This is a genomic window from Rhodoferax koreense (assembly GCF_001955695.1).
GTDB classification, from domain to species: Bacteria; Pseudomonadota; Gammaproteobacteria; order Burkholderiales; family Burkholderiaceae_C; genus Rhodoferax_B; species Rhodoferax_B koreensis.
In genome coordinates, this window is the sequence record NZ_CP019236.1 from 4529028 (window position 1) to 4554487 (window position 25460).

21 protein-coding genes and 1 tRNA gene are annotated in these 25460 nt (G+C 66.7%); 5 read left to right on the forward strand and 17 right to left on the reverse strand.

Annotation, left to right across the window (positions count from 1 at the left end; genetic code table 11):
* Nucleotides 1-128 precede the first annotated feature (128 nt).
* The gene (locus RD110_RS21040; protein WP_076201750.1) at nt 129-2810 is read left to right on the forward strand and encodes an endo-1,4-beta-xylanase; all 2682 of its coding nucleotides are present in this window, start codon (nt 129-131) and stop codon (nt 2808-2810) included.
* A 284-nt stretch (nt 2811-3094) separates the two neighbouring features.
* On the opposite strand, the gene RD110_RS21045 is transcribed toward RD110_RS21040, so the two are convergent.
* From RD110_RS21045 to RD110_RS21085, 9 genes are all read right to left on the reverse strand, one after another.
* Nucleotides 3095-3185 (reverse strand) — tRNA-Ser (locus RD110_RS21045).
* A gap of 108 nt (nt 3186-3293) precedes the next feature.
* Nucleotides 3294-4613 carry a serine--tRNA ligase gene (serS, locus tag RD110_RS21050; RefSeq protein ID WP_076201752.1) on the reverse strand — a complete coding sequence of 440 codons (1320 nt, stop codon included), beginning with the start codon at nt 4611-4613 and terminating at the stop codon, nt 3294-3296.
* A gap of 40 nt (nt 4614-4653) precedes the next feature.
* Nucleotides 4654-5592 (reverse strand): threonine/serine dehydratase, encoded by a 939-nt coding sequence (locus RD110_RS21055; RefSeq protein WP_076201754.1) that lies wholly within the window; start codon nt 5590-5592, stop codon nt 4654-4656.
* 73 nt (nt 5593-5665) lie between these two features.
* Nucleotides 5666-7078, reverse strand: a complete 1413-nt coding sequence (dnaB, locus tag RD110_RS21060) for a replicative DNA helicase (RefSeq protein ID WP_076201756.1) — start codon at nt 7076-7078, stop codon at nt 5666-5668.
* A 183-nt stretch (nt 7079-7261) separates the two neighbouring features.
* Nucleotides 7262-7714, reverse strand: a complete 453-nt coding sequence (rplI, locus tag RD110_RS21065) for a 50S ribosomal protein L9 (protein ID WP_076201758.1) — start codon at nt 7712-7714, stop codon at nt 7262-7264.
* A 12-nt stretch (nt 7715-7726) separates the two neighbouring features.
* The gene (gene rpsR / locus RD110_RS21070; protein WP_076201760.1) at nt 7727-8011 is read right to left on the reverse strand and encodes a 30S ribosomal protein S18; all 285 of its coding nucleotides are present in this window, start codon (nt 8009-8011) and stop codon (nt 7727-7729) included.
* Nucleotides 8012-8024: 13 nt separating this feature from the next.
* Nucleotides 8025-8312 (reverse strand): primosomal replication protein N, encoded by a 288-nt coding sequence (gene priB, locus RD110_RS21075; RefSeq protein ID WP_076201762.1) that lies wholly within the window; start codon nt 8310-8312, stop codon nt 8025-8027.
* Between the two features lie 53 nt (nt 8313-8365).
* The gene (gene rpsF, locus RD110_RS21080; RefSeq protein WP_076201764.1) at nt 8366-8734 is read right to left on the reverse strand and encodes a 30S ribosomal protein S6; all 369 of its coding nucleotides are present in this window, start codon (nt 8732-8734) and stop codon (nt 8366-8368) included.
* 126 nt (nt 8735-8860) lie between these two features.
* On the reverse strand, nt 8861-11152 hold the full coding sequence (locus tag RD110_RS21085; RefSeq protein WP_083686416.1) for a VC_2705 family sodium/solute symporter: 2292 nt from the start codon (nt 11150-11152) through the stop codon (nt 8861-8863).
* Between the two features lie 176 nt (nt 11153-11328).
* Between RD110_RS21085 and RD110_RS21095 the strand changes: the two genes are divergently transcribed.
* A complete protein-coding gene (locus RD110_RS21095; RefSeq protein ID WP_076201766.1) occupies nt 11329-11781 on the forward strand; it encodes a hypothetical protein in 453 nt (150 codons plus the stop codon).
* A gap of 17 nt (nt 11782-11798) precedes the next feature.
* On the opposite strand, the gene ppsA is transcribed toward RD110_RS21095, so the two are convergent.
* Nucleotides 11799-14192: a phosphoenolpyruvate synthase gene (gene ppsA / locus RD110_RS21100; protein ID WP_076201768.1), complete on the reverse strand. Its 2394-nt coding sequence runs from the start codon at nt 14190-14192 to the stop codon at nt 11799-11801.
* 271 nt (nt 14193-14463) lie between these two features.
* Here ppsA and ppsR point away from each other — a divergent pair, with 271 nt between their 5' ends.
* Nucleotides 14464-15300 (forward strand): posphoenolpyruvate synthetase regulatory kinase/phosphorylase PpsR, encoded by an 837-nt coding sequence (gene ppsR, locus RD110_RS21105; protein ID WP_076201770.1) that lies wholly within the window; start codon nt 14464-14466, stop codon nt 15298-15300.
* A gap of 6 nt (nt 15301-15306) precedes the next feature.
* Here ppsR and RD110_RS21110 read toward each other — a convergent pair whose 3' ends face one another.
* Nucleotides 15307-16023: an SDR family NAD(P)-dependent oxidoreductase gene (locus RD110_RS21110; RefSeq protein WP_076201772.1), complete on the reverse strand. Its 717-nt coding sequence runs from the start codon at nt 16021-16023 to the stop codon at nt 15307-15309.
* Nucleotides 16011-17108 (reverse strand): patatin-like phospholipase family protein, encoded by a 1098-nt coding sequence (locus RD110_RS21115; protein WP_157900270.1) that lies wholly within the window; start codon nt 17106-17108, stop codon nt 16011-16013. Before RD110_RS21115 ends, RD110_RS21110 begins: the two co-directional genes overlap by 13 nt.
* Before the next feature lie 51 nt (nt 17109-17159).
* Between RD110_RS21115 and RD110_RS21120 the strand changes: the two genes are divergently transcribed.
* Nucleotides 17160-18344, forward strand: coding sequence for a phosphatase PAP2 family protein (locus tag RD110_RS21120; RefSeq protein ID WP_076201774.1), 1185 nt, complete (start codon nt 17160-17162; stop codon nt 18342-18344).
* Complete coding sequence (locus RD110_RS21125) at nt 18341-18958, forward strand: CDP-alcohol phosphatidyltransferase family protein (RefSeq protein ID WP_076201776.1); 618 nt, start codon at nt 18341-18343, stop codon at nt 18956-18958. Before RD110_RS21120 ends, RD110_RS21125 begins: the two co-directional genes overlap by 4 nt.
* Here RD110_RS21125 and RD110_RS21130 read toward each other — a convergent pair.
* From RD110_RS21130 to RD110_RS21150, 5 genes are all read right to left on the reverse strand, one after another.
* Nucleotides 18861-20708, reverse strand: a complete 1848-nt coding sequence (locus RD110_RS21130; RefSeq protein WP_076201778.1) for a bifunctional alpha/beta hydrolase/class I SAM-dependent methyltransferase — start codon at nt 20706-20708, stop codon at nt 18861-18863. The two genes, RD110_RS21125 and RD110_RS21130, sit on opposite strands and share 98 nt — an antisense overlap.
* 12 nt (nt 20709-20720) lie before the next feature.
* A complete protein-coding gene (locus tag RD110_RS21135; protein WP_076201779.1) occupies nt 20721-21629 on the reverse strand; it encodes a phosphatidate cytidylyltransferase in 909 nt (302 codons plus the stop codon).
* A 104-nt stretch (nt 21630-21733) separates the two neighbouring features.
* A complete protein-coding gene (locus tag RD110_RS21140) occupies nt 21734-22624 on the reverse strand; it encodes a sugar phosphate isomerase/epimerase family protein (protein ID WP_076201781.1) in 891 nt (296 codons plus the stop codon).
* Between the two features lie 14 nt (nt 22625-22638).
* On the reverse strand, nt 22639-23823 hold the full coding sequence (locus RD110_RS21145) for an ABC transporter substrate-binding protein (RefSeq protein ID WP_076201782.1): 1185 nt from the start codon (nt 23821-23823) through the stop codon (nt 22639-22641).
* Between the two features lie 139 nt (nt 23824-23962).
* Entirely contained in the window at nt 23963-25459 is a 1497-nt protein-coding gene (locus RD110_RS21150; RefSeq protein ID WP_076201784.1) for a mannitol dehydrogenase family protein, read from the reverse strand.
* Between the last annotated feature and the right edge of the window lies 1 nt (nt 25460).

A 25460-nucleotide genomic window follows, 5' to 3' on the forward strand; every position in this document is an offset into this window, starting at 1 on the left:
AAAGGATCAGAACAATGGACAAGAAATTCAGACTCAGCGGTCTTTGCATCGCTCTGTCAACAGTGTTTGCGGTAACCAACGGCGTCCACGCCGCCGAGCGACCGACAGATGCCGCTCAATGGCCGGCGGTGAAAGACGTGTACAAGGACCATTTCCTGATCGGTGTTGGCACCGACCTCAACGCGGCCAATTACGCCGCGAACATCCTGCCGGGTGAAAACTCCAGCGCGGCCATGACCATCAAGCACTTCGAGGTGCTGACCCCGGGCAACTCGATGAAACCCGAGTTCTGGAATGGCGGCAGCACCAACCCGACACCGACCTTTCTCACCAACCTGACTTCGGGCCTCAACGCCAACATCGCCGCGGCCAACGCGCGTGGATTCAAGCTCAACGCCCACACCATCATCTGGCACAACCAGTCGGCCTTGTGGCCCGCCGCCAATGTGCTGACGGCCGAAGGCCGGTGGGAAACCCCGTGGGACTTCGTCACGGCCAAGACCAACCTGGCGTACTACGTCAGGACGGTAGGCGGGCATTTCGACGAGCAGCCCTACAAGGCCTATGCCTGGGACGTGGTCAACGAAGCGTTCAAGGACAACCCCGACAACCCTGCGGACTGGCGCAACTCGCTTCGCAGCGGCTACAGCCCGGAGGAGCGGCCATCCCGGTGGGCCCAGGCCTACTCCAAGGGCGGCAATGGCTGGGACTACATGTATGACGCCTTCTTCAACATGCGCCAGAACACCACGGCGATCCTGAACTACAACGACTTCAACGACAACGAAAGATCATCGAAAGTCAACGCGATCGCGTCGATGGTCAAGGAGTTCAACGAAAGGTATGCGGCTGAATCCGCCGCCAGCAAAGGCCGGATTCTGCTGGATGCCAAAGGCCAACCGAGGCCACTGGTCGAGGTGATCGGGACGCAGGGTCACCTGGACATGCGGCTGAACCTGGACAGCTTCGAAAAAGCCGTCAAGACCTATCTCGACGTCGGCGTCAACGTCGAGTTGACCGAACTGGATGTCGCGCCCCTGCTGGGCCTGGACAAAGGCCAGCGCATCCAGAATGGGGCGGAGATGAACGACCTCTTCCTGGCCCAAGGGGTGTACTACGCGAAGATGATGAACATGCTCAAGGAGTACGCCGCGGGACCTGCCGGTCGCCACCGCGAGTACAAGGGCGGCGTGAGCCGGGTCACCTGGTGGTCGATGACGGACCCCGGCTACCACACCAACGGCTACCTGTGGTCGGGCGTCGGCCAACCCAAGGAGGCCTATTGGGCCACGGTGGATCCCAACCAGTATCTGGCCGATGCGGGTTTGCCCGTCAACGGTGTGACCGCGACGATGACCTACGGCGGCGAGACCTTCACCGCCAGGACATGGGGTGGAAAAAACACCTACGCCGCGCTCGACATCAACGTGCCCGCGAGCACGACGAAAGTCAACTTCACCGCAGCGAATGTCTCGCTACCCGCGGGGTTCACCGTGGAAAGCATCAAGTACAACCCGACGGACTGCGCGGTGATTCCCGGCAAGCCATGCCACGTGACGGTGAAGGCGCGCGGCGGGGATCCCGCGGCGGCCTACAAGAACGCCGGCGTGGAAAACACCGCCACCTACGTGCTGAGCTTCGGCAAGATGGCCGTGTCCTGGTTCGAAAACACCGCCGCCTTGAAGGCGCCCTTCTCGTATGCCGAGGTGCGCTTCAGCGACGGCGTGACCCGGTTGCAGCAGTACAAGGCCGTGAACGGCAACGACGGCGCGTTGACGCCAGCCAGCGGAACCGAATTCAAGCCGGTGCCGAAACATGGACGCAGCACGCTGATCCTCAATACGCAGGATCTGATCGCCAACCCGGCCGGCCTGCGATTGAACAAGGACGCCACGACCGAGAAGGCCTGGCGGCTGGCCAAGCGGATCGAGCCCGGCCGGACCTACATGGTGGTGTCCGCGGATTCGATCGTGCAGGAAAATGGCGTGACCAAGGCCTATGCCCTGACCAACCGAAGCAAGCCCGCGACATCCGACGCGCCTGAATCGCTGTCGCGCACGCCGGTCGTGCTCGGTGACGACGATGTGCTGCGGCCCTTGAGGAATACGAATGCGCCTGCATCCGAACCGGCGCTGTCGCAAGACAACCTCAAGTTCATGTTCGAGGAATCCAAGAGCCCTGCCGCAGGACCATATGCCGCGCTGGAAGGGCACACGATGCAGAGCTTCATCCACGGAACCAACGTGTACCCGCATGTGTTGTTCAGGGGGAACGGCGCGGCCGGAACCGTTGCCAACGGCAACTACTCGCTCATCACCCGGCAACAGAACGGCGCCGAGGGCTCGCAAATCGCGGACCGGGCGCTGGACCAGGCGGTTTGGTTCAACTCGCCGATCGACCAGAAGACCGGCGTGACGAAGATGTTCCTGTACACGGGCAGAGGCGGCGCCAGCCAGCATTACGCCTTGAAGGAAGTGGAAAGCGGCACGACGCCGAACCGGGACACCGGCAACGCGATCAGCCAACGGCAGGGCGCTACCGGCGGTTTCGTCGCCATGCAGGCGGACGGTCCGGAGGCGGGAACCAATGTCAAGCTGTATGTCTACGACATCAAGCCGTACGTCTACGGCGACGTGAACGGCGACAGCGCGGTCATGTGCTCGGACCTTTCGGCTGCAACGGCCGCCATCGGCAAGCGCACCGGTCAGCCGGGCTTCCTTCCCGCGGCCGATGTCGATCAGAACGGCATCGTCGATGTGCGCGATATTTCCGCCATCTCCCGCCTGCTCCCGGCCGGTACCCGCTGCTGAAACCGTGAGACGGCCGGCTTCGGTCGGCCATGAACGCCCGGTGCGCAGCTTCGGGCGTTCGTGTTTTCAGCGGCGGCCGCGCCCGCAGTCGATCTGGTCTGCACCGACTGCGCCGGCATCGACACGCCCTCTTCCAGCCGCGCCGCATCAAAACGCGGCGAAAATGGATGGTGTTCAACCCGACAGGCGACCGACAGAGGAGTTGCCCCCGCAGCGGCCAAAAACAAAAACGCCCCATGACAGGGGCGAATTTGAGCGTAAACGCGGTTGGCTTACGACTTAGCTGGCGGAAAGATAGGGATTCGAACCCTAGATACGGCATAACCGTATACCGGATTTCGAGTCCGGCGCATTCGACCACTCTGCCATCTTTCCTGATGTGTTCGTCTTTTTGCCTCGTTGAGAGACAAGCCCGAACCGGTGGTCGTGAGGTTCAGGCAACGCCCTCGATTCTAGCAGGCATCAGGGCCGGTTTTGCGGGCCTCAGCCCAATTTGCTCAAGCCGCCGATGTAGGGGCGCAGCACCTCGGGCACGGTGATGCTGCCGTCGGCGTTCTGGTAGTTCTCGAGCACGGCCACCAGGGCGCGGCCGACGGCCAGACCGGAACCGTTCAGCGTGTGCACCAGTTCGTTCTTGCCTTGCGCCGTCTTGTAGCGCGCCTGCATGCGGCGCGCCTGGAAGGTCTCGCAGTTGGACACGGAACTGATCTCGCGGTAGGTGTTCTGCGCCGGCACCCAGACTTCGAGGTCGTAGGTCTTGGCCGCGCCGAAACCCATGTCGCCGGTGCACAGCAGCATCACGCGGTACGGCAGGCCGAGCTTTTGCAGCACGGCTTCGGCGTGGCCGGTCATCTGCTCCAATGCCTCGTAGCTCTTTTCAGGGTGCACGATCTGCACCATCTCCACCTTGTCGAACTGGTGCTGGCGAATCAGGCCGCGCGTGTCGCGCCCGGCGCTGCCGGCCTCCGAACGGAAGCATGGCGTGTGCGCGGTGAGGCGGATCGGCAGGTCGGCCTCGGCAACGATCTCGTCGCGCACGAAGTTGGTGAGCGGCACTTCGCTCGTGGGAATCAGGTACAGCGCCGTGCTGTCGGGCGCGGCCTCGCCTTCCTGGCCGCCCTTTTTCGCGGCGAACAGGTCCTCTTCGAATTTCGGCAATTGCCCGGTGCCGGCGAGCGAATCCGCGTTGACGATGTAGGGCACGTAGCACTCGGTGTAGCCGTGCTCGTTCGTTTGCAGGTCGATCATGAACTGGGCCAGCGCCCGGTGCAGCCGCGCGATCGGGCCCTTCATCACGGTGAAACGCGAGCCGGTGAGCTTCACGCCCATCTCGAAGTCGAGGCCCAGCGGCGCGCCGAGGTCGACATGGTCCTTGACGGGAAAGCTCTGGCTGCCGGGTGCGCGTTCGGTCGGGCTCCAGCGGCGCACTTCGACGTTGCCGTGTTCGTCGGCGCCGACCGGCACGCTCGCATGCGGCAGATTCGGCACGGCCTGCAGCAGGCCGAGCAGTTCGGTCTGGATCTGGTCGAGCCGCGTGGCCGACGCATCGAGTTCGGCCTTGAGGCCGCCCACCTCGGCCATCACGGCATCGGCGCTCTCACCCTTGGCCTTGAGCTGGCCGATCTGCTTGGACAGCGTGTTGCGCCGCGACTGCAGTTCCTCGGTGCGGGTCTGGATGGTCTTGCGCTCGGCTTCCAGCGCGCGGAACGCGTCCACATTCAGGAAAGCCTGGGGTTTCTTGCGCGATTCCAGCCGGTCGATGACCGAGGCGAGATCTTTTCGGAGGTGGGTGATGTCTAGCATGCGGGCATTTTAAGTGGCCGCATGCATCACGGGTCGCGACTCAACCCAGGCTGGCCGGATCGATGTTGGCACCGCAGAGGATGAGGCAGACGCGCTCCTGCTTCGACGGGCGGTACACGCCGCTTTGCAAGGCCGCCAGGCCCAGCGCCGCAGCCGGTTCGACGGCAAGCTTCATCTCCTTCCACAACCAGCGCTGCGCGCTGCGGATGGCCTCGTCGTCGAGCAGCAGCGCGTCGCGCACGTGGCGCTGCGTGACTTCCCAAGACAGGGCGCCGATGCGCTTGGCGCCGAGCGAATCGGCGGCGACGCCGGACACGGCCACATCGACCGGCTCACCCGCGGCCCGCGCCTGGTAGAGCGTGGGGCAGTTTTCCGGTTCGAGTGCCACGATGCGCGCGCGCCGCTCGAACCAGGCGGCGATGCCACCGATCAGCCCGCCGCCGCCGACGCTGACCAGCACGCTGTCGGGCAGGCCGGCTTCGTCTTCGATCTCCTTCGCCAGCGTGCCCGCGCCGGCCAGCACCTCGGGCTGGTCGTAGGCATGGGTCAGCAACGCGCCCGTGGATTGCTGGCGCGCCATGCAGGCCTCGAAGGCTTCCGCATAGGTGGCGCCGCCGACCACCACCTCGGCACCCAGGTCGCGCAGCCGTTGCCGCTTGGCCTCGGGCGACACCTCGGGTACGAACACCTCGCAGCGCACGCCCAGGGCCCGCGCCGCCGCCGCCGTGGCAATGCCGGCGTTGCCCCCGGAAGCGACGGTCACGCCAGCTGCGGGGATCGGATGGGCCAGCAGCCGATTGAGCATGCCGCGCGCCTTGAAGCTGCCGCCGACCTGCAGATGCTCGAGCTTGAGCCAGACTTCGGCGCAGTCGATGCCGAGCGCGGCGCCCGGGAGTTTCCACAGCGGAGTCTTACATAAAAACGAGCTGTAATGCGCATGCAATCTACGTGAGGCGCTATCGATTTCGGAGTGATCCATGGAATGTGCGTTTTATCCGTCGACGGGCTCCGCACGAACGGGTGGTCATGCAGTGCGCGACTTGGGGGAGAGCCTAGTAGCTACCGGAGCCGTAGTCGGAAGCCAGGCTCTCGAATTTCGTGATGTTGCGCAGGAAGGCAAGCTTGACCGTGCCGGTCGGGCCGTTCCGCTGCTTGGCGATGATGACCTCGGCCACGCCCGGCTCCTTGCACGCGTCCTTGGTGTAGTACTCGTCGCGGTAGATGAACATGATGATGTCGGCATCCTGCTCGATGGCGCCGGATTCGCGCAGGTCGCTCATCATCGGGCGTTTGTCGGGGCGCTGCTCCACGCTGCGGTTGAGCTGCGACAGCGCGATCACCGGGCATTGCAGTTCGCGCGCCAGCATCTTCAGGCCGCGGGAGATCTCGCCGAGTTCAGTCGCACGGTTGTCGCCGCCGCTTTCCGAGGAGCCGCTCATGAGCTGCAGGTAGTCGACCACGATCAGGCCGAGCTTGCCGCACTGGCGCGCCAGCCGCCGCGCGTTGGCGCGCAGTTCGCTCGGCGTGAGACCAGGCGTTTCGTCGATGTGCAGCGAGATGGTGCGCAGCTTCTCGATAGCCTCGGTGAGGCGCGGCCATTCGTCGTCGGTGAGTTTGCCGGTGCGCAGATGGCCCTGGTCCACGCGGCCGATCGAACCGACGATACGCACGGCGAGCTGGGCCGCGCCCATTTCCATCGAGAAGATCGCGACCGGCAGGCCTTCGTTCAGGGCCACATGCTCGGCGATGTTCACCGCGAACGCGGTCTTGCCCATCGAAGGCCGTGCCGCCAGCACGATCATGTCGCCGGCCTGCAGGCCCGAGGTCATGCGGTCCAGGTCGATGAAACCCGTCGGCACGCCGGTCACGTCGTTGGCGTTGTCGGCCATCTCCTGGACGCGGTCGAGCAGGTCCACCACCAGGGTGTCCATCGACTGGAAACCCTGCTTGTTGCGCGCGCCCTCCTCGCCGATGTTGAAGATCTTCTGCTCGGCCTCGTCGAGGATCTTGTCGACCGGCCGGCCCTGGGTGTTGAAGGCGTTGGTGGCGATCTCGTCGCTGGCCGTGACGAGTTTGCGCAGGATGCCGCGCTCGCGCACGATCTCGGCGTAGCGACGGATGTTGCTCGCACTCGGCACGTACTGCGCGAGCGAATTCAGGTACGCCAGGCCACCGATCTCCTCGGACTTGCCAATGCTCTGCAGCCGCTCGAACACGGTGATCACGTCGGCCGGCTTGCTGGCGTTGATCAGCTCGCGCATGGCGGAGAAGATCAGCCGGTGCTCGTGGCGGTAGAAATCGTGGTCCTTGAGCAGGTCACCCACGCGGTCCCAGGCGTTGTTGTCGAGCAGCAGGCCCCCGAGCACGCTGGACTCGGCTTCGATGGAATGCGGAGGGATGCGCAATTGCGCAACCTGGCGATCCGGGGTGTAGGGCTCGTCCAGATCGGGGAAAACAGCGGACATTAGGTGTTCCAGGAATGAGGACGAATGCTACGGGTCTTGCACGCCTTTGTCCAAGGACAAGCTGGGGGCAGGCCTCTGGACAAACGGTGGATAAGCTCTGGACAAGCAGGTATAAATTGCCTGGCCCAAAGTAAAAAGCCGCCAGGGCTTGCACCCTGACGGCCTTGACGGGACAACGCTGATTTAAGCCGTTTCGCCGTAGACCGAGACGGTGATGTCGACCACCACGTCGGTGTGCAGTGCCACGCTGACGGTGCTGTCGCCAACGACCTTGATCGGGCCGTTGGGCAGGCGGACCTGGGACTTGACAACCTTGAAGCCCAGCTTGCCGAGTTCTTCGGCGATGTCGGCGTTGGTGACGGAGCCGAACAGGCGACCATCGACACCGGCCTTTTGCGTGAGCTTGACGGTCGAGCCACCGAGCTTTTCGCCCAGGGCTTGCGACTCGGCCAGCTTGGCGGCAGCAGCCTTTTCTAGTTCGGCGCGCTTGGCTTCGAACTCTTGCTTGGCCTTCTCGGTGGCGCGGCGTGCGCGGCCGGTCGGGATCAGGAAGTTACGGGCGTAGCCGTCTTTGACCTTGACGATTTCGCCGAGGTTGCCAAGGTTCACAACCTTGTCGAGCAGAATGATTTGCATGGTCGTGGTTCCTTAGACGCGGTGCTGGTCGCTGTACGGCAGCATGGCGAGGAAACGCGCACGCTTGATGGCGGTGTTGAGCTGGCGCTGGAAGATCGCGCGCGTGCCGGTCAGGCGTGCGGGGATGATCTTGCCGTTTTCGGCGATGAAATCGCGCAGCGTGTCGATGTCCTTGTAGTCGATCTGTTCGACGCCGGTCACGGTGAAGCGGCAGAAGCGCTTGCGCTTGAACAGCAGGGACTGGGTATTGCGCTTCGGGCGCTTGTCTTTGTTATTGAAACGTTTTGGTCCGGCCATGATGGACTCCTGATTAATCTGGTTGAAACTCTTGAATATGGAACACGACGTTCTTGCCGACCCTGGGTGTCGCCAGGAAACCGGTAAACAACCAGTTGCTGCCTAGCGCCTGCTGCCGGAGCCTCTCGGCCACCGCGCCGAGCGCCGTGGCCTTCACCGTTGCCTTGATCTGCCGGGTCTGCCCTGCCTGTTCGAGACTCGACGCGTGTTCGAGAATCAGGTCCAGGGCGGGAATGCCGGCTGGCGTGTAGCGCAGGGTTTTCACCTCGGCGATACAGGCCGTCAAAACAACTTGGTTCACTCCGTGCGGGTCAAACCGTCAATGTTCGATATCGCTACTTTTAGTGGGCTGCCTTAATGGGCTGCGTATTCGGCTTGCTGGGTCTTGCGCGCTTCTTCGCGCTCGACGGTCTTCATCATCGACGAAGGGCCGGTTTCGGCCTTCTTCATCACCACGGTCAGGTGGCGCAGCACGGCGTCGTTGAACTTGAACGCGTGTTCGAGTTCAGCCATGACGGCCTGGTCGGCTTCGATGTTGACGCACAGGTAGTGGGCCTTGGCCAGCTTGTTGATCTGGTACACCAGTTGACGGCGACCCCAGTCTTCCACGCGGTGGATCTTGCCGCCGCCGGCGGTGATCATGCCCTTGTAGCGTTCCAGCATGGCTGGAACCTGTTCGCTTTGATCCGGATGGATCATCAAAATGATTTCGTAATGACGCATAACACTCCTTCAGGGTTGAAGCCACCCACCTGTCGAGTACGCGTCAATGTACTCGTCTGTAGCGGTGTGGCAAGGCAAAGCCGATGATTATAGCCCGGAGATCGGCGTTTCGCCAAATTTTGGCTGTTAGAGGCGCTGCGGCCGCCCCAGCAGGCTCACGCCCCAGACCACCAGCGCACCGGCGGCCACTCCGAACACCCCGGCCGAGACCGGCTGGATGCCGAACCACAGCCCCGAGCCCTGCAGCCCGAAAAAAGCCCGCACGCCGGCCGCGTTGAGCAGCATGTAGGCCACGGCGATGCCCAGGCCCGCCAGCATGCCAGCCACGGCCGCCGCGCGCGTGGTGCGTGCCCAGAAGATGCCGAACACCATGGCCGGGAAGAACGCGGAAGCCGCAAGCGAAAACGAGGCGGACACCAGCATCAGGATGTCGGCTGGCTTCTGCGCCGCCACGTAGGCCGCAGCCAGCGCCACCAGCAGCAGCGCGAACTTGGAGAGCATCACGCGCACCATGGCGCCCTGGCGGTCCTTGGTGCCGCGGAAGTAGAAATCGTAGGCCAGGGCGTTGCCCATGGTCAGCAGCAGGCCGTCGGCGGTGGACAGGGCTGCGGCCAAGCCGCCGGCCGCCACCAGGCCCGACACCACGTACGGCAGGCCGCCGAGCTCGGGTGTGGCCAGCATGATGATGTCGGCCTCGAGCTTGAGCTCGGAAAACTGCAGGATGCGGTCGCCGTTCACGTCGGCCACCGACAACAGCGCCGGATCGACCTGCGCCCATTGTGCGATCCATTTCGGCAAGGTGTCGAAGCTTTGCCCCACCAGGTTGCTCAGCACCTCGTATTTCACCAGCACGGCCAGCGCCGGCGCGGCCAGGTAAAGCAGCGCGATGAAGAACAGCGACCAGGCCACCGACGTGCGCGCCTCGGCGACGGATGGGGTGGTGTAGAACCGGGTGAGCAGGTGCGGCAGGCTCGCCGTGCCCACCATCAGGCAGAACATCAGCGCCAGGAAATTGAGCCGAGAATTCTGGAACATCTCGCGTTCGCGCGGCGTGCCTTCCGGATCGCCGGCAAAGGCCTGCGCATGCGGCGACATGCCGGCCAGGGGACGGGAATGGTCGCGGTTCTCCTGCATGGCCCGGGTCCAGAGTTCGCGGGCCGATTCCACGTCGCGCGGCAGCGCAGCGAGTTCCCGGCTGGCGCGCTGCACGACCAGCGCGTCGGCACGGTCGTCCTTCAGCTGGCGGATGCGCGCCTGGGCCGCGGCCCGCTCCCGTGCCAGGGTACCGGCCACGTCCTTCAGCATCTGCTCGTAGATGTCGGCACGGCGGCCGTATTCGGCCACCACCGCCATCTCGGCGGGCGAGGAAGCCAGTTGCTTTTCAAGCCGTGCGATCTTCTCCAGCTGCTGGCCGTAGACCAGCGGCGCGAGCGGATTGCCGAGTTGCTTGTAGGCCAGCCACGACACCGGGATCACGAAGGCCAGGATCAGGATCACGCATTGGGCGACCTGGGTCCAGGTCACGGCCCGCATGCCGCCGAGGAACGAACACACCAGCACCCCGCCCAGGCCCATCAGGATGCCGATCTCGAACTGCACGCCCGTCAGGCGCGACGCGATCAGGCCGACGCCGTAGATCTGCGCCACCACGTAGGTGAACGAACACAGGATGGCGGCGCCCGCGGCGATCCAGCGCGGCCAACGCCCGCCGTAGCGCACCCCGAAGAAGTCCGGCACCGTGTAGAGATTGAGCCGGCGCAGCTGCGGCGCGATCAACAGCGCCACCAGGCAGAAGCCGCCCGTCCAGCCCATGATGTAGGCCAGTCCGCCGGCCTGGGTTTCCGAACCCGAGAAGCCCTGCAGGTACAGCCCGCCGGCCAGGCTGATGAAGGACGCGGCGCTCATCCAGTCGGCCGCCGTGGCCATGCCGTTGTAGATGGGCGGGATGCGGCGCCCGGCCACGTAGTACTCGGCTGCGTCGGACGTACGGCAATACACGCCGATGCTCGCGTACAGCGCCAGCGTCACGAACAGGAAGATGCCGCCGATCCAGTAACGCGACAGGCCTTGGCGCTCGGCCACCGCCATCACCGCCAGGAACACCAGCAGCCCGACCACGTAAACGCCGAAATTGCGGTGCAGCCGCCGCAGCCGGCTGCGGTTCGCCGCCGCCTCCGGCGCACTGGTTGCCACTGGTGCGCCGTCGGCTCGTCTGAGCCACGCATACAGCGCAACGATAACGATGTAACACAGCACCACGCCCTGCGCACAGAACCAGTAGTTGAGCGGCCAGCCCGCCACCACCAGCGTCATGTCGCGCGCGAAGAACACGCCGCCGAAAGACAGCACGCCCCAGACCAGCAGCAGGATCTTGCGCAGGGAGGAGCTGGGGGCCACGAGGGCGGGTACGGCGGACATGAAGGCAGGCGAATCGAACGGGCGTGGCGGAACAAGGGTGACCAGCCGGGCGGATGGCCGTCGGCATCCTAGCCCAGGCCGGGCCCTGGGCCATTCCGTGTTTACCCAGCGCCCGCGCGTCCGGCGCATGCGGTGCCGGCGGCCCGCGTAGTAGCATGCACGCCGGAGGCCTCTGGATGAAGTACATGAAAACCGAGTCGGGCCAGCGCGCCTTCAAGGAGCGCGACCCGGCACTTTCGACCAGGTTGCGCGCGGCGTTCATCCTGATCGACGGCAAACGCAGCCTGCAGGAAGTGCTCCAGGCCACCGCGGGCCTGGGCATCGCCGAGTCCGACGTCGCGCAGTTGCTGACGCTTGGCTTCATCGCCGAGGCGGAAATCGCGGCGCCCGAGCCAGGCCCGGCCACACCGGCGCCCCCCTCGGGCCCGACCACGCCGCAGGCGCTTTACCTGCGGGCCTATCCGGTCGCCACGCAACTCACCGCAGGGCTGGGCCTGCGCGGTTTCCGGCTGAACCTGGCCGTGGAACAGGCCGCGGGTTACCCGCAACTCGTGGCCTTGTTGCCGCGGATCCGGGAAGCCGTCGGCCCCGCCAAATGCCGCGCGCTGGAGGAGGCGCTGGGGGTCTAGCCCAACGCCGCCGGTGATCAGCCGCGCGCGAGCTGCTGCCAGGTGGCGACGACGCTGTCGGGGTTCAGCGAGATCGACTCGATGCCCTGGTCGGCCAGCCACTGCGCGAAATCGGGATGGTCGCTCGGGCCCTGGCCACAGATGCCCACGTACTTGCCCTTCGCCTTGCAGGCCTTGATGGCACGGCTCAGCATGGCCTTGACGGCCGGGTCGCGTTCGTCGAAGTCGGCCGCCAGCAATTCCAGGCCGGAATCGCGGTCCAGGCCCAGGGTGAGCTGGGTCAGGTCGTTCGAGCCGATCGAGAAACCGTCGAAGAACTCCAGGAACTCGTCGGCCAGGATGGCGTTGCTCGGCACTTCGCACATCATGATGATCTTCAGGTCGTCCTGGCCACGCTTGAGGCCGTGCTGTGCCAGCAGGTTCGTGACCTTCTCGGCCTGGCCCAGCGTGCGCACGAAAGGCACCATCACCTGCACGTTGGTCAGGCCCATGTCCTGGCGCACACGCTTGAGTGCCGCACACTCCATGGCGAAGGCTTCGCCGAAATCGGCACTGATGTAGCGGGCCGCGCCGCGGAAGCCGAGCATCGGGTTTTCTTCTTCCGGCTCGTAGCGGCTGCCGCCGATTAGCTTGCGGTATTCGTTCGACTTGAAGTCGGACATGCGCACGATCACCGGCTTGGGCCAGAAGGCTGCGGCGATGGTGGCCACGCCCTCGGCCACCTTGTCGACGTAGAAGGCCTTGGGCGAGGCATGGCCGCGCGCCACCGATTCGACGGCCTTCTTCAGGTCGGCGTCGATGTTCGGGTAGTCGAGGATGGCCTTCGGATGCACGCCGATGTTGTTGTTGATGATGAACTCGAGCCGGGCCAGGCCCACGCCCGCATTGGGCAACTGGCAGAAGTCGAAGGCGAGCTGCGGATTGCCCACGTTCATCATGATCTTGGTCTTGATCTCGGGCATCTCGCCGCGCTGCACTTCGGTGACCTCGGTCTCGAGCAGGCCGTCGTAGATGAAGCCGGTGTCGCCTTCGGAACAGCTCACGGTGACCAGCGTACCGGTGCTGAGCTTTTCGGTGGCGTCGCCGCAGCCGACCACGGCCGGAATGCCGAGTTCACGCGCGATGATCGCCGCGTGGCAGGTCCGGCCGCCGCGGTTGGTGACGATGGCGCTGGCGCGCTTCATCACCGGTTCCCAGTTCGGGTCGGTCATGTCGGTGACCAACACATCGCCGGCCTGTACTTCGTCCATCTGGCTGATGTTGTGCACCAGGCGCACCGGGCCGGTGCCGATCTTCTGGCCGATGGCGCGGCCTTCGGCCAGCACGCTGCTCTTGCCCTTGAGCTTGTAGCGCAGCTCGGCCTTGCCGGCCTGCTGGCTTTTCACGGTTTCCGGGCGCGCCTGCAGGATGTAGAGCAGGCCGTCGGTGCCGTCCTTGCCCCATTCGATGTCCATCGCGCGGCCGTAGTGCTCCTCGATGACCAGCGCGTAGTGCGCCAGTTGCTCGACGTCGGCATCGGTCAGCGAATAGCGGTTGCGCTGCTCGGTCGGCACGTCGGTGGTCTTCACCAGCTTGCCGGTGGCGGCCTTCTCGGCGGCGCTGGCGAACTCCATCTGGATCATCTTCGAGCCGAGGTTGCGCCGGATCACAGCCTTCTTGCCAGCCTTCAGCATCGGCTTGTGCACGTAGAACTCGTCGGGATTCACTGCACCCTGCACCACGGTTTCGCCCAGGCCGTAGCTGGAGGTGATGAACACCACCTGGTCGAAGCCGGATTCGGTGTCCATGGTGAACATCACGCCGGCCGCGCCGAGGTCGGAGCGCACCATGCGCTGCACGCCGGCCGACAGCGCCACGATGTCGTGCGCGAAGCCCTTGTGCACGCGATAGCTAATGGCGCGGTCGTTGTAGAGCGAGGCGAACACCTCTTTCATCTTGTGCAGCACGTCCTGGATGCCGACCACGTTCAGGAAGGTTTCCTGCTGGCCCGCAAAGGACGCATCGGGCAGGTCTTCGGCCGTGGCCGAGGAGCGCACGGCGAACGAGGCTTCCGGGTTGCCCGCGCTCAGTTCGGCGAAAGCCTTGGTGATCGCCGCCTCGAGGTCGGCCGGGAACGGCTGCGCCTCGACCATGCCGCGGATCTCCTCGCCGGCCACGGCCAGAGCGCGCACGTCCTCGATGTCGAGTTCGGCCAAGCGTTTGCTGATCTTGTCGGCCAGGCCGTCGTGCGCCAGGAAGGTCCGGAACGCGTGCGCCGTGGTCGCGAAGCCCGTGGGCACGCGCACGCCGGAAGGCAGCTGGGAAATCATCTCGCCGAGACTGGCGTTCTTGCCGCCGACCGACTCGACGTCGGTCATTCTCAGGTTTTCAAACGGTACGACCAGGGCGGTCGGGCTGAAGAGTGCAGACATGGGAAGGCTCCAAAAGTAAAAACCGGGTCTGCGCGCCGCGCGGTGGGCCAAGGGGCCGGGGCGTCGCCGATGCCTGCCGCGCATCTTTGCTGTTGTTGGAATGGGATCGGGCAGGACATGAGAAATCGGGTTGACTGAATCGGGTCGATCGAGTGCGTGATGCCTCATTGTAGGGGGCTCGCCACCCAACGGGTGTAGGCGATGTTCGTACACAGTTTATGCCAGACCCGGTTCCGGACGGCCGTCGATTCCTGCAGAATGCCATCCCATCATGTCCGAAAACAGCCCTCCCACCCGCACCGTCTTCTTCATCTCCGATGGCACCGGCATCACGGCCGAGACCTTCGGCAATGCCATCCTGGCGCAGTTCGAGATGAAGTCCCGCCACGTGCGCCTGCCGTTCATCGACACCGCCGACAAGGCGCACCAGGCCGTGCGGCAGATCAACCATACGGCCGAGCGAGAGGGCAGGAAACCCATCGTCTTCACGACGCTGGTGGACATGGAAATCCTCAAGGTCATCACCGACGGCTGCAAGGGCATGCTGCTCGACATGTTCGGCACCTTCGTGCATCCGCTCGAAAAAGAACTGCGCATCAAGTCCAACCACCGCGTGGGCCGCTTCAGCGACGTGAGCAAGAGCAAGGCCTACAACGACCGCATCGAGGCCATCAATTTCTCGCTCGAGCACGACGACGGGCAGTCCAACCGCGACCTGGAACAATCCGACGTGATCCTGGTCGGCGTGAGCCGCAGCGGCAAGACGCCGACCTCGCTCTACCTGGCGATGCAATACGGCCTGAAGGCGTCCAACTACCCGCTGATACCCGAAGACTTCGACCGCCGCCAGCTGCCGCCGGCCCTGGCGCCGCACCAGAAGAAGATCTTCGGCCTGAGCATCCACCCGGATCGGCTCAGCGAAATCCGCAACGAACGCCGGCCCAACTCCAAGTACGCCTCCATCGAGAACTGCCGCATGGAGGTGAGCGAGGCCGAGGCCATGATGCGCCGCAGCGGCATCCGCTGGCTCAGCACCACGACCAAGTCGATCGAGGAGATCGCCACCACCATCCTGCAGGAGATCAAGCCGGAACGGCTGATGTACTGAGCCGGCTCAACGCCGCCAGCGCAGCAGCGTCGGCGGCAACCGGTTGAGCGCCGCCACCAGCCAGCGCATCTGCCACGGGAACACACAACGGGCCCGGCGCCCGGCGATGGCGCGCACGATCTGCGTCACGGCTTCGGCCTCCGACACGATGAACGGCCTGTGGCGCGCATCGCCGCCGTTCAGTGCCCTCAGCTTTGCGGTGTCCACATAACCCGGCACGATGGCGGTGACCGCGATGCCGAACGGCGCCAGCGCCGTGCGGTAGCTGTCGCACAGGCTCAGCACGCTGCGCTTGGTGGCGGCATAGAGCGACGCCCCCGGATGGTCCTGCAGCAGACCCGCCACCGACGAGATCGCCACCAGATGCCCGGCCTTGCGCGGCAGCATGGTGGCCGCCGCGAGCTCGAAGAGCTGCGCCAGCCCGCCGACATTGGTCTGCAGCATGCGCAGCGTGGTGGCCTCGTCGAGCGGATGCCGGCGGTGGTTGAAATAGAAGCCCGCGGCCACTATCAGCAGGTCGAGCCCGGCCGCACCGAAACCGGCCATCGCTTCGGCCACGGCCGTGCGGTCGGTGACGTCCAGCGCGACAGCCTGCACGCCCGCATCGGCCGGCAGGCGCGCCAGGTCGCGGCCGCAGACCGTGACGGCATGCCCCGCGCCGTGGTAATGGCGCGCCAGCGCCAGGCCGATGCCGCTGGTGCCGCCGACGATCAATATGCGCATGGCTGCCCCTGGTTGAAGCGATCGACCTTGCGCATCGCCCGCGCGTCGCCGGCCGGCCGTCGCAGCGCCTCGGCGGCACGCGCGTAACCGTACTGCCACTGGTCTTCGATGTGGCGCGCGTAGGTCGCCGGGTCAGGGGGCACGGCCAGCCCGACCCGGTTGCGGTGCCAGTCGATCCTGCGATGCACCTGCTGGCGCGCCAGCACGCTGCGGATGTCGGAACTGTCGATCCAGGCCGCCACCTGCTGCGCATGGACGTGGCGCAGGCGCTGGTTGCCGTCCAACCCCAGCACGGCGCGCCAGGCCGGGATGGACAGCCCCTGGTCGAACGGCTGCTTGAATTCCATCACCACCTCGTCGGCCAGGCGGCGTGCCACCTCGATCGGAAACAGGTCGACCACACCGCCGATGTAGTGCCGCCCCGCATGTGCCACGCAACGGAAGTAGAAGAAATCGGCGATCGACAGCCGGCAGGCGACGTCCAGCGGCATGGCCACATCGGCTGCCACAGTGCCGGCGACCGCATGATCACCCCAGCACGGGGCCGCGAACGGCGAGGCCATGCCCTGCAGCAGCGCCGCCGTGCGTGCGTCGCCGAACACCGTTTCCTCGAACAACGGACGCCCGCCGCGCGGCCGGCCGACCTCGGCCTCGCCGAACAGCAGTCGCCCACCGATCACCGCCACGGCGGGCGCATCGGCCGCCGCCCCAGATGGCAAAGGCAGGTGCATCGGCGCCTCGAACAGGTAGTCGCCGAACAGGTCCGGCACCCGCGGCGCGCGTTGCCGCGCGAAACGACGGCGGGTGGCGCGCACCACCAGCCGGGCGATGCCGGCCTGCGGGCCGGGCTGGAGGTCGCGCCAGAACGCATGCATCGCCGGCGAAGCCAGCCAGGCCTTGCGCCGCGCATCGTCGGGCAGGCCCTGCACGATGGCCGCAGCCAGGGCGCCGCCGCAACTGGCCAGCAACACGTCAGGCTTGCGTCCCGCGTCGCAGGCCGCCGCGTACATGCCGAGGTAGATGCCGAAGCGCATGCCGCCGCCGGCGAACACCATGCAGCGCCGGTATTTGGAGGGCTGGTTCATGGGGCTAAGATAACCCAGGCCCGACTCCACATCACCAGGAACAGACAGGACATGGCGCAATCCCGCACGGCGATCGGCCCACGCCTGGCACTGGCGGCGGTCAATGCTTCGGTTTTCGGCCTGTGTTACCTGCTGGCCAACGCGCATGCCCGGCAGCGCGGCGTGTTGCGCCACGTGGCCCTGCCCTTCGAGGCGGGCATGCCGTTCATCCCGGGGTTCATCCTGCCCTACCTCAGCAGCGGCCCCCTGTTCGTGGCGGCGTTCTTCCTGATCCGCAGCCGCGACGACCTGCGCGTGCTGAGCCAGCGGCTGCTGCTGGCCACCGTCCTGGCCGCCATGGTCTTCGTCTGGTTTCCGCTGCGCTACAGCACGGCGCGGCCGACCGTGGCATCGAACGCACTCGCGCCGCTGTTCGATCTGCTGGCGGCCGTGGACGCGCCTTACAACCAGTTGCCCTCGCTGCATGTGGCCTATTGCCTGATCCTCTGGCTGGCGCTGGGCCGCTTGCCCCGCGCGGCCTGGGCGCGCGTCGCACTCGGGGCCTGGTTGGCGCTGACCGCCGTGGCCACGCTGTTCGTGCACCAGCACCACCTGCTCGATGTGTTGGCCGGCCTGGGCCTGGGCCTGCTGTGCCGCATCTGCGTGCCGCCGGGCCGCACCGAGCCGCGCGTCGGCCTGTACTACGCAGTGGCGGGCGGTGTGGCGGCGGTGGTCGGCACCGTGGCCTGGCCGCCAGCGCCCACGGTCTACGCCTCGGCCAGCCTGTGGCTCGTGGCCCTGGCCTACGGCCGCGGCGACCGGCATTTCCTGCACAAGCGCGCCGGCCGCCACCCATGGTGGATCTGGTGCCTGTATGCGCCCTACCTGCTGGGTTATCGGCTCGCCTGGCTGGTCATGGCCTGGCGCGGGCGGCAGCGGCCGGCCGTGGTGCGGATCGCCCCGGGGCTGTGGATCGGCCGACGCCTGCGCGACGCGGAGGCCACCGCCCTGCCCGCGGCCTGCACCGTGGTCGACCTCGCGGCCGAACTGCCGGAGACCGCGGCACTCCGCGGCCACCGCTACCTGCACTTCCCGTTGCTGGACATCGTCACGCCGCCGGCAGACGCGGTGCGCGAGATCGTGGCCAGCGTGCGCGGCGAGCTCGATGCGGGACGCGCCGTCTACCTGCACTGCGCCATGGGCCTGCGGCGCAGCGTGCAAATCGGCCAGGCGGTCCTGGCAAGATCGGCGCCATGACCTTCTCGATCTACCAGCTCAAGCCGCGTTTCCAGCAGTTGCTGCGGCCCACCCTTGCCGCCCTCGCCCGGGCCGGCATCAGTCCGAACCAGGTCACGCTGGCCGCGATGCTGCTGAGCCTGGCCTACGGCACGGTGCTGGCGCTGCACCCTGCCGACTGGCGGCTGTGGGCCGGCCTCGCGCCGTTCATGCTGATCCGCATGGCGCTGAATGCGATCGATGGGCTGCTGGCCCACCACACCGGGCAGAAAAGCCGGCTTGGCGCCTTGCTCAACGAAATCTGCGACCAGGTGGCCGACGTGGCCCTCGGCCTTCCGTTTGCGCTGGCCGCCGGCATCCACGCGCCGCTGCTGGTCGTGCTGGTGGTCGCCGCCCTGCTCGTCGAATTCGCCGGCGTGCTGGCGCTGCAGGTGGGAGCCGAACGGCGCTTCGACGGCCCGCTGGGCAAGAGCGACCGCGCCTTCGGCTTCGGCCTGCTCGGGCTGCTGCTGGCCGCGGGCGTGGCGCCGGTCTGGCTCAATGGCCTGTTGGGGCTGATGCTGGTGCTGGCGGGCTGGACGCTGGTGAATCGCCTGCGCGCGGCGCTGCGTCACGGCGCGCCACCGACACGGTGAAGATGCCGGCGATGCCGACGGCGCTCGCGACCTTGCGCAGGCCGACGCTGGCCACGAGGGCGTCCATCTCGGCCTGCGGGCGCGGCCGCATGCGCCAGGGCTGGCCCAGGTGGTTGGTCAGGGTCTGGGCGATCAGCAGCAGTTGCGGATGCCAGGGCTGGCCGGTGTAGACCAGATGGCCGCCGGGCCGTAACTGGCCCGCGATGCCGCGCAATGAAGCGAGCACGCGCGCGTTGTCGCTGAACAGTTCGTACAGGCCGGACACGACGACGATGTCGTACGGCAACTCATCCTTCGGATAACTGGCCGGATCGAACGCGTCGCGGCGTTCGTACACGATGGGATTGCGCAACTGCAGCGCCTGGGCAAGTTGCCGGGCCTGGGCCAGATTGGCCTCGTCCACGTCGCGCAGCATGACCGCGATGTCGCGATCCTGGAAACGCTTCAGCGTCTCGAGCACGTAGCGCCCGCCACCGGCGGCGATGTCGAGGATGCGCAGCGGCTGGCCCTGCGGGTGTTCGGCGATCAGTTCGCCCAGCAATTGCTGCAGCTGCGCCTTGCGCTGGCGGATGCCGCGCCAGCCAATCGCATCCAGGTAACCCCGATCGATGACCGCGCCGATGCCCAGGCGGCCGCCGGCCTGGTTGCGGTACACGTAGTCGAGCGAGGCCCCCGAATCGAACCCCTGGGCCATGCCGATGCGCATGCCGTCGCTCAGGTGGCCGAGCCGGCCGAGCATGGCCTTCTGCAGGCCGTTGAATGCGTTCTCCAGCGCGCCGCCGGCCCGGCCCTGCTGCATTGCGGCCAGGGTACGTGCGCTCGCGCTGTCGACGTCGGCGCTTTCGTAGGCCGACAGCGGCGGCAGCGCCTGCGCGAAGCATTCCTCGATGAAGGCCCGGCTGGCCTGCAGGGCGGCTTCCCGCTGCGCCGCGTCCTCGTAGAAGATGGCGTGGTGGCAGTCGGCGATCACCAGGTAGCGTTTCAGCGTCGAGGCCAGCCGGTCGAAGAACAGGCGCTGCGGCGTCTGCTTCACCACGTAGTCCTTGTCGGCCACCAGCATCAGCACCGGCGTGTCGATGGCCTGCGCGTCGGCCACCACGCGCGCGGCGGTGTCGGCCAGGTCGATCAGCACCCGGGCCGAGATGTTGCGCGTGATGAGCGGGTCGGCGTCGTAGGCTTCGGCTTGCACGCGCGAATGCGTGAGCATGTCGGAACGGATGTAGCTCGTGACGTTGAGCCCCGGATTCAGCCGCAGGCCCAGGCGCAGCGCCGGTTTGGCCAGCGGCACGTAGAGGTTGATGTCGAACGCGGCCGCGGCCATCACCACGCCACGCACGCGCGGCGCGTAGTCGTGCAGCCAGGTGGCGGCGATCACCGCGCCCACGCTGTTGGCCACGACCACCATGTCCTCGGCGGCGATGCCGTACTGCGCCTGCAGGTGACGCACGAACACTTCGAAATCCTGCACCACGGCCTGGAAACTCGGCGCGTCGCCGCGCGCGCCCGGCGAATGCCCGTGGCCCCGTGCGTCCCAGGCGAAGGCCCAGTGACCGGTGAAGCCGAGCTGCTCGACCAGCGGCGCAATGCGGCCCGAATGTTCGTGGCCCCGGTGCAGGAAGACCAGCGCCCGCGGTGCGCCGGCGGCCGGCCGCAACGGCGTCCATGCGCGATAGAACAGGCGGGTTTGGTCGAAGCTGTCGAAGCCCGATTCGAGGATCTGCCAGGCAGCCGGGGTTGAAGAGGAAGTCATGCGTGGAGGTTCTCAGGAAAGGAGTGCGGCACGCGCCAGGTACAGCGTGGGCGCGGTGAGCACGAGGCTGTCGACGCGGTCCAGGATGCCGCCGTGGCCCGGAATGAGCCGCGAGAAATCCTTGACGCCCAGCCAGCGCTTGGCCGCGGAGAACAGCAGGTCGCCGGCGAAGCCTGCGAGCGAGAGCAGCAGCCCGAGCAGCACCAGCGTGGACGTGCCAGCCAGGGCGAGGTAGGTACCGAGCGCCAGCGATACCCCCACGCTCATCACCATGCCGCCGGCCAAGCCCTGCCAGGTCTTTTGCGGGCTGATGCGCGCGGCGATGTGGTGCCGGCCGAAACGCTTGCCGGCGATGAACTGGCCGATGTCGTTGAGCGCGGTCAGACCGAAGAGGTAGAAATACCAGCCCAGGCCGGCGGCGCCTGCCGCAGCGGCCCGCTGCAGCAACAGCGGCACGAAGCTCAGCCCCAGCCCGAGCAGCACGAACAGCAGCAACAACAACCGCTCGGCCGAGGGACGCAGCCTGAACCGCCAAGCTGCGGCCAGCAGCAGCGCCGCCATCGCGCCACAGGCCCAGCCCGGTGCGCGCCAGGTCAGCCCGACCTGCCAGGCACCCGCCGCCGCGCAGGCCAGCGTGAAGCGCGACCGCTGTGCGGGTGGACACAGCCCGGCCAGTTCGCGCCAGGCCAGCCAGGCGATGAGCAACAGCAGCAGCGGCGGCCCGTGCGGCGCGAGCAGCAGGCTGGCACTGACGACGGGAAAGATCAGCCACCAGGCGTTGACCTGCGCGCGCAGCGGGTGGCCGGGGGCGGTGGACAGCATGCTGCCGGCGCTGGCCAGGGCGAGCAAGGCATACAGCACCGCCATCGCGCACAGGATGCGCGTCAGCCCCTCCCCGGCGGCGAAGGAAGGATCAGGCATGGGCGGCAGCGCAGGTCAAGGAATAGGCACGGTGCATGTGCCGCCGATTCTAGGAGCCTGTGCGCCCGAGTCGCACCGCTGCGCGAGGTGCAGCTGCACCAAAGCTAGGCCGGCGTCGCAGCCTTTGCCTGTACGCGGCGCACCGCCTGCCGCAGGTAGCCCAGGCTGTCGGCCAGGGCCGCTTCCTCGTCGCCCAGCAGTTCGCGGAAAGCGGGATGCAGGTAGTCGATCTCGACAGCCAGCAGCCCGGCATAGCCGTGGCGCTGCAGCACGGCCAGGATCTCCGGGATCTCGACCAGGCCCTGGCCCAGCGGCACGCTCGGCCAGGTCTTGAACAGCGCCGGATCGCCGCGCTGCGGCAGCACGTCCTTGATGTGCGTGGCGCGCACATAGGGCGCGAGCTTCTCGGCCACGGCCAGGGGATGTTCGAACATGCGCAGGTTGTTGGCGGTATCGAAGCACACGCCGAGCCAGGGCGAGTCGAACGTGCGCATCAGGTCCAGCATCTCGTCGCCGAGCAGGTCGATGTGGTTTTCGATCGCGATCACCACGCCGTGGCGTTCGGCCGCCTGGAGCAACGGCGTGAGCAGGCGCACCAGCCCGCGCTTGTGTTCGGCCCAGGAAGCGATGCGTGTGCGCCGCCCGCCAGCGCAGATGCGCATCACCGGGCTGCCGAGCTGCGCGGCGATGCCGAGGTGGCGCGCCAGGTCGCGCGCGGCCGCTTCGTCGGTGCCCGAGCCCAGCCCGTTCGGATGGCCCCAGGCCCACACCCGGGACAGGCCGCGCGCATCGAGCTCGCGCCGCAGCCGCGCGATCAGGCCAGGTTCGTCGGACGGCACGAAGCAGGATTCGAGCGACACCCCCTGCACCTCCATCGCCCGGGCCTTGTCCAGGAATTCCCAGACCGTGAGCCGCCGCCCCGGATCTTGTTCGATGCCGGCATAACACTCGCCGAAGTAGCGGTGGAAACAATAGGAGTCGATGGCGATCTGCATGCGGTGGCCTCGGCCTATTTCTTCGCAGCCTTGGCCGCGTTCAGCGGCGGCAGGGTTTCGATCACCACCTGCTGGCCGTCCTTCACCTCCACCAGGAAGCTTTCGCGGTCCAGGTCGCCCTTGTCGTCGTACACCACGTCCATCAGCAGGCCGGGGTAATCCTTGGCCGAAAGGTGCACGTTTTTCATCGCCGCCGCGAAGGCCTTGCGGTCGAACTTGCCGACCTTCTCGGTCACGGCCTTGATGGTGTAGACGCCGATGTAGCCCTTGATGGCATTGTGGTTCGGCTTCACGCCGAATTCCTTCTCGAACTTGTAGCTCAGCGCACGAATCGCCGGGTTGCTGGCATCCGTGCTCAGGCCGACGTGGCCGCGCACGCCGTTGGCGGCGGGGCCGGCCAGCTCGAGCACCTTCTGCTCGAGGATGGTGGTCTCGCCCATGATCGGCTTGGTCACGTTCTGCTTCCTCACCTCGCGCAGGAAACGCGCCGACTCCTCCTCGGTCATGTAGGGCACGATGACGTCGGCGTCGGACTGCTTGACCTTCAGCACCGGGCTGGAGAAATCCACCTGGCCCTGGTCGGTGGACACGTCGGCGGCAATCCGGATGTTGCGCGCCTGCAGGTCCTTCATGATGGCGTCGCGCCCGCCCTTGCCGAAGTCGGTGTTGGCGTAGACGATGGCCACCGACTTGGCCTTCAAGCCCTCGGCGATGTAGCGGCCCACCTTGGGCATGCTGTTGGCCTGGGCGAACGAGGTGCGGAAGATGTAGGGGTTGCCCTGGCGCGTGATGGAGTCGGCCTCGGAGCCGGTGAAGTTCGGAATCTCGGCCTTGCGGGTCTCGTTCATGCTGACCACGGTGGAGCCGGAGAACACCGGCCCCATCACCACGAAGGCGTCCTCGTCGCTTGCCTTGGCCGCCAGGCCCTTGGCGATGCCGGGATTGGACTGCGTGTCCGAGGTGCGGAACTCGATCTTGCGCCCGAGGATGCCACCGGCCGCATTGATCTCCTTGCCGGCGAGTTCGGCACCGTTGCTGAACATCGTGCCCGAGGTGGCGCCCGCGCCCGAGAGCTCGACGATCTTCACGATGCGCACGGTGGACTGCGCCGCGGCCGGCAGCACCGTGGTGGCCAGCCAGCCGCAAGCCACGGTGACGAGGGTATGGCGGGCGATGCCGCCGAGGGACTTGGAATGCATGGTCTGTCTCCGGTTGTTTTTTTCAGGGCAACGCCCTTACCTGCATGCTAGGTGAGACATCGCGTGCCCTCAACATCTAACTGCTATGCAAAAAATCAATGAGACGCGCCATGCATCAAGGTAAACCCTGCGCCTATTGCTATAAATTCTCTAGCACCGACCTGACCCCGTCGCGCGTCAGCGCATCCCAATGCTGCGCCACGGCCAAGACGAAAGGCCTCTGAGCCGCCAGGTCGCCGAACATCGGCAGCTTCTGCATGAATGCCGCGGCGCGCGCCGCCGGCTCTTCCACCTTCAAGGCCAGCGCCAAGGCCTCGGCCAGCAGCGGCGCCATCGGGTCCTGGATGCCGTAGGCCTGACCGGCTTCGTCCACACCCCGCAGATAGTGCATCCAGGCCGCCACGCCGAGTGCCAGCAGTCCCACGGATCGCCCCGCGGCCAGGCGGTCGCGCACCGTGCCGAGCAGGCGCTGCGGCAGTTTCTGCGAACCATCCATGGCGATCTGGCGGGTCTGGTGCTTCAGCGCCGGGTTGGCGTAGCGTGCGAGCAGCCGTTCGCGGTAGTCGGCCAGGTCCAGGCCGGGCAAGGCGGGCAGCGTTGGCTCGATCTCCTCCCGCATCAGCCGGCGCAGGTAGGCCTGCATCGCGGGCTCGGCCACCGCACGGTCCACGGTCGCCCAGCCGGCCATCGCCCCCAGGTAGGACAGCGACGAATGGGTGCCGTTGACCATGCGCAGCTTGAGCTTCTCGAACGGCTCGGCATGGGGCACGCAGCGGGCGCCGCCCACGGTCCAGTCGGGCCGGCCGGCCACGAAGCGGTCCTCCACGGCCCAGTCCAGGAACGGCTCGCCGAGCACGGGCCAGGCATCGGTGACGCCGAGCCGCGCGCCGATGCTCGCACGGTCGTCATCCGTGGTGCGCGGCACGATGCGGTCGACCATGGAATTGGGGAAGGTGCAGGTCTTGGCGATCCACTGCCGCAGGCCGGCGTCGACCCGCCCCGCGAATTCGAGCACCAGCCCTTGCAGCGTGTGGCCGTTGGCCGGCAGGTTGTCGAGCGACATCAGGGTGATCGGCGGCAAGCCGCGCGTCCGGCGCAACTGCAGCCCGCGCACCAGCATGCCGATGGCACTGCGGGGCGCCTCGGCGTGCAGCAGGTCGTGCCGGATGTCCTCGTCGTCCCACCGCAGCGTGAGTGTGGCCGGGTCGTGGCAATAGCCCTTTTCGGTAACGGTCAGGCTCACGATGCGGCAGTCGGCGTGGGCGATGCGCGCCAGCACGGCGGCAGGGTCCTCGGGTGCGACCAGCAGCGCGAAGAGGTTGCCGATCACCTGCAGCGACTCCCTGGGCTGGCCAGTCTCATCGGCGTCGCGCGTGGCCACGGTGTAGAGGCCGCCCTGCGGCGCGAGCGCGTCGCGTGTATCGGGGCTGCGCAGCGAGACACCGACGATGCCCCAGGCGAGATCACCGCTCGCATGGAGGGCGGCCTCGTTGACGACGGCCAGGTGCGCGCGCTGGAATGCACCCACGCCCAGGTGCACGATGCCGCCGCGCAGGGCCGTGCGGTCGTAACGCGGTACGGTCACCTCTGCAGGCAGGGCCGCGAGGCTGTCAGGATGCAAGCGGATCAAGGCCATG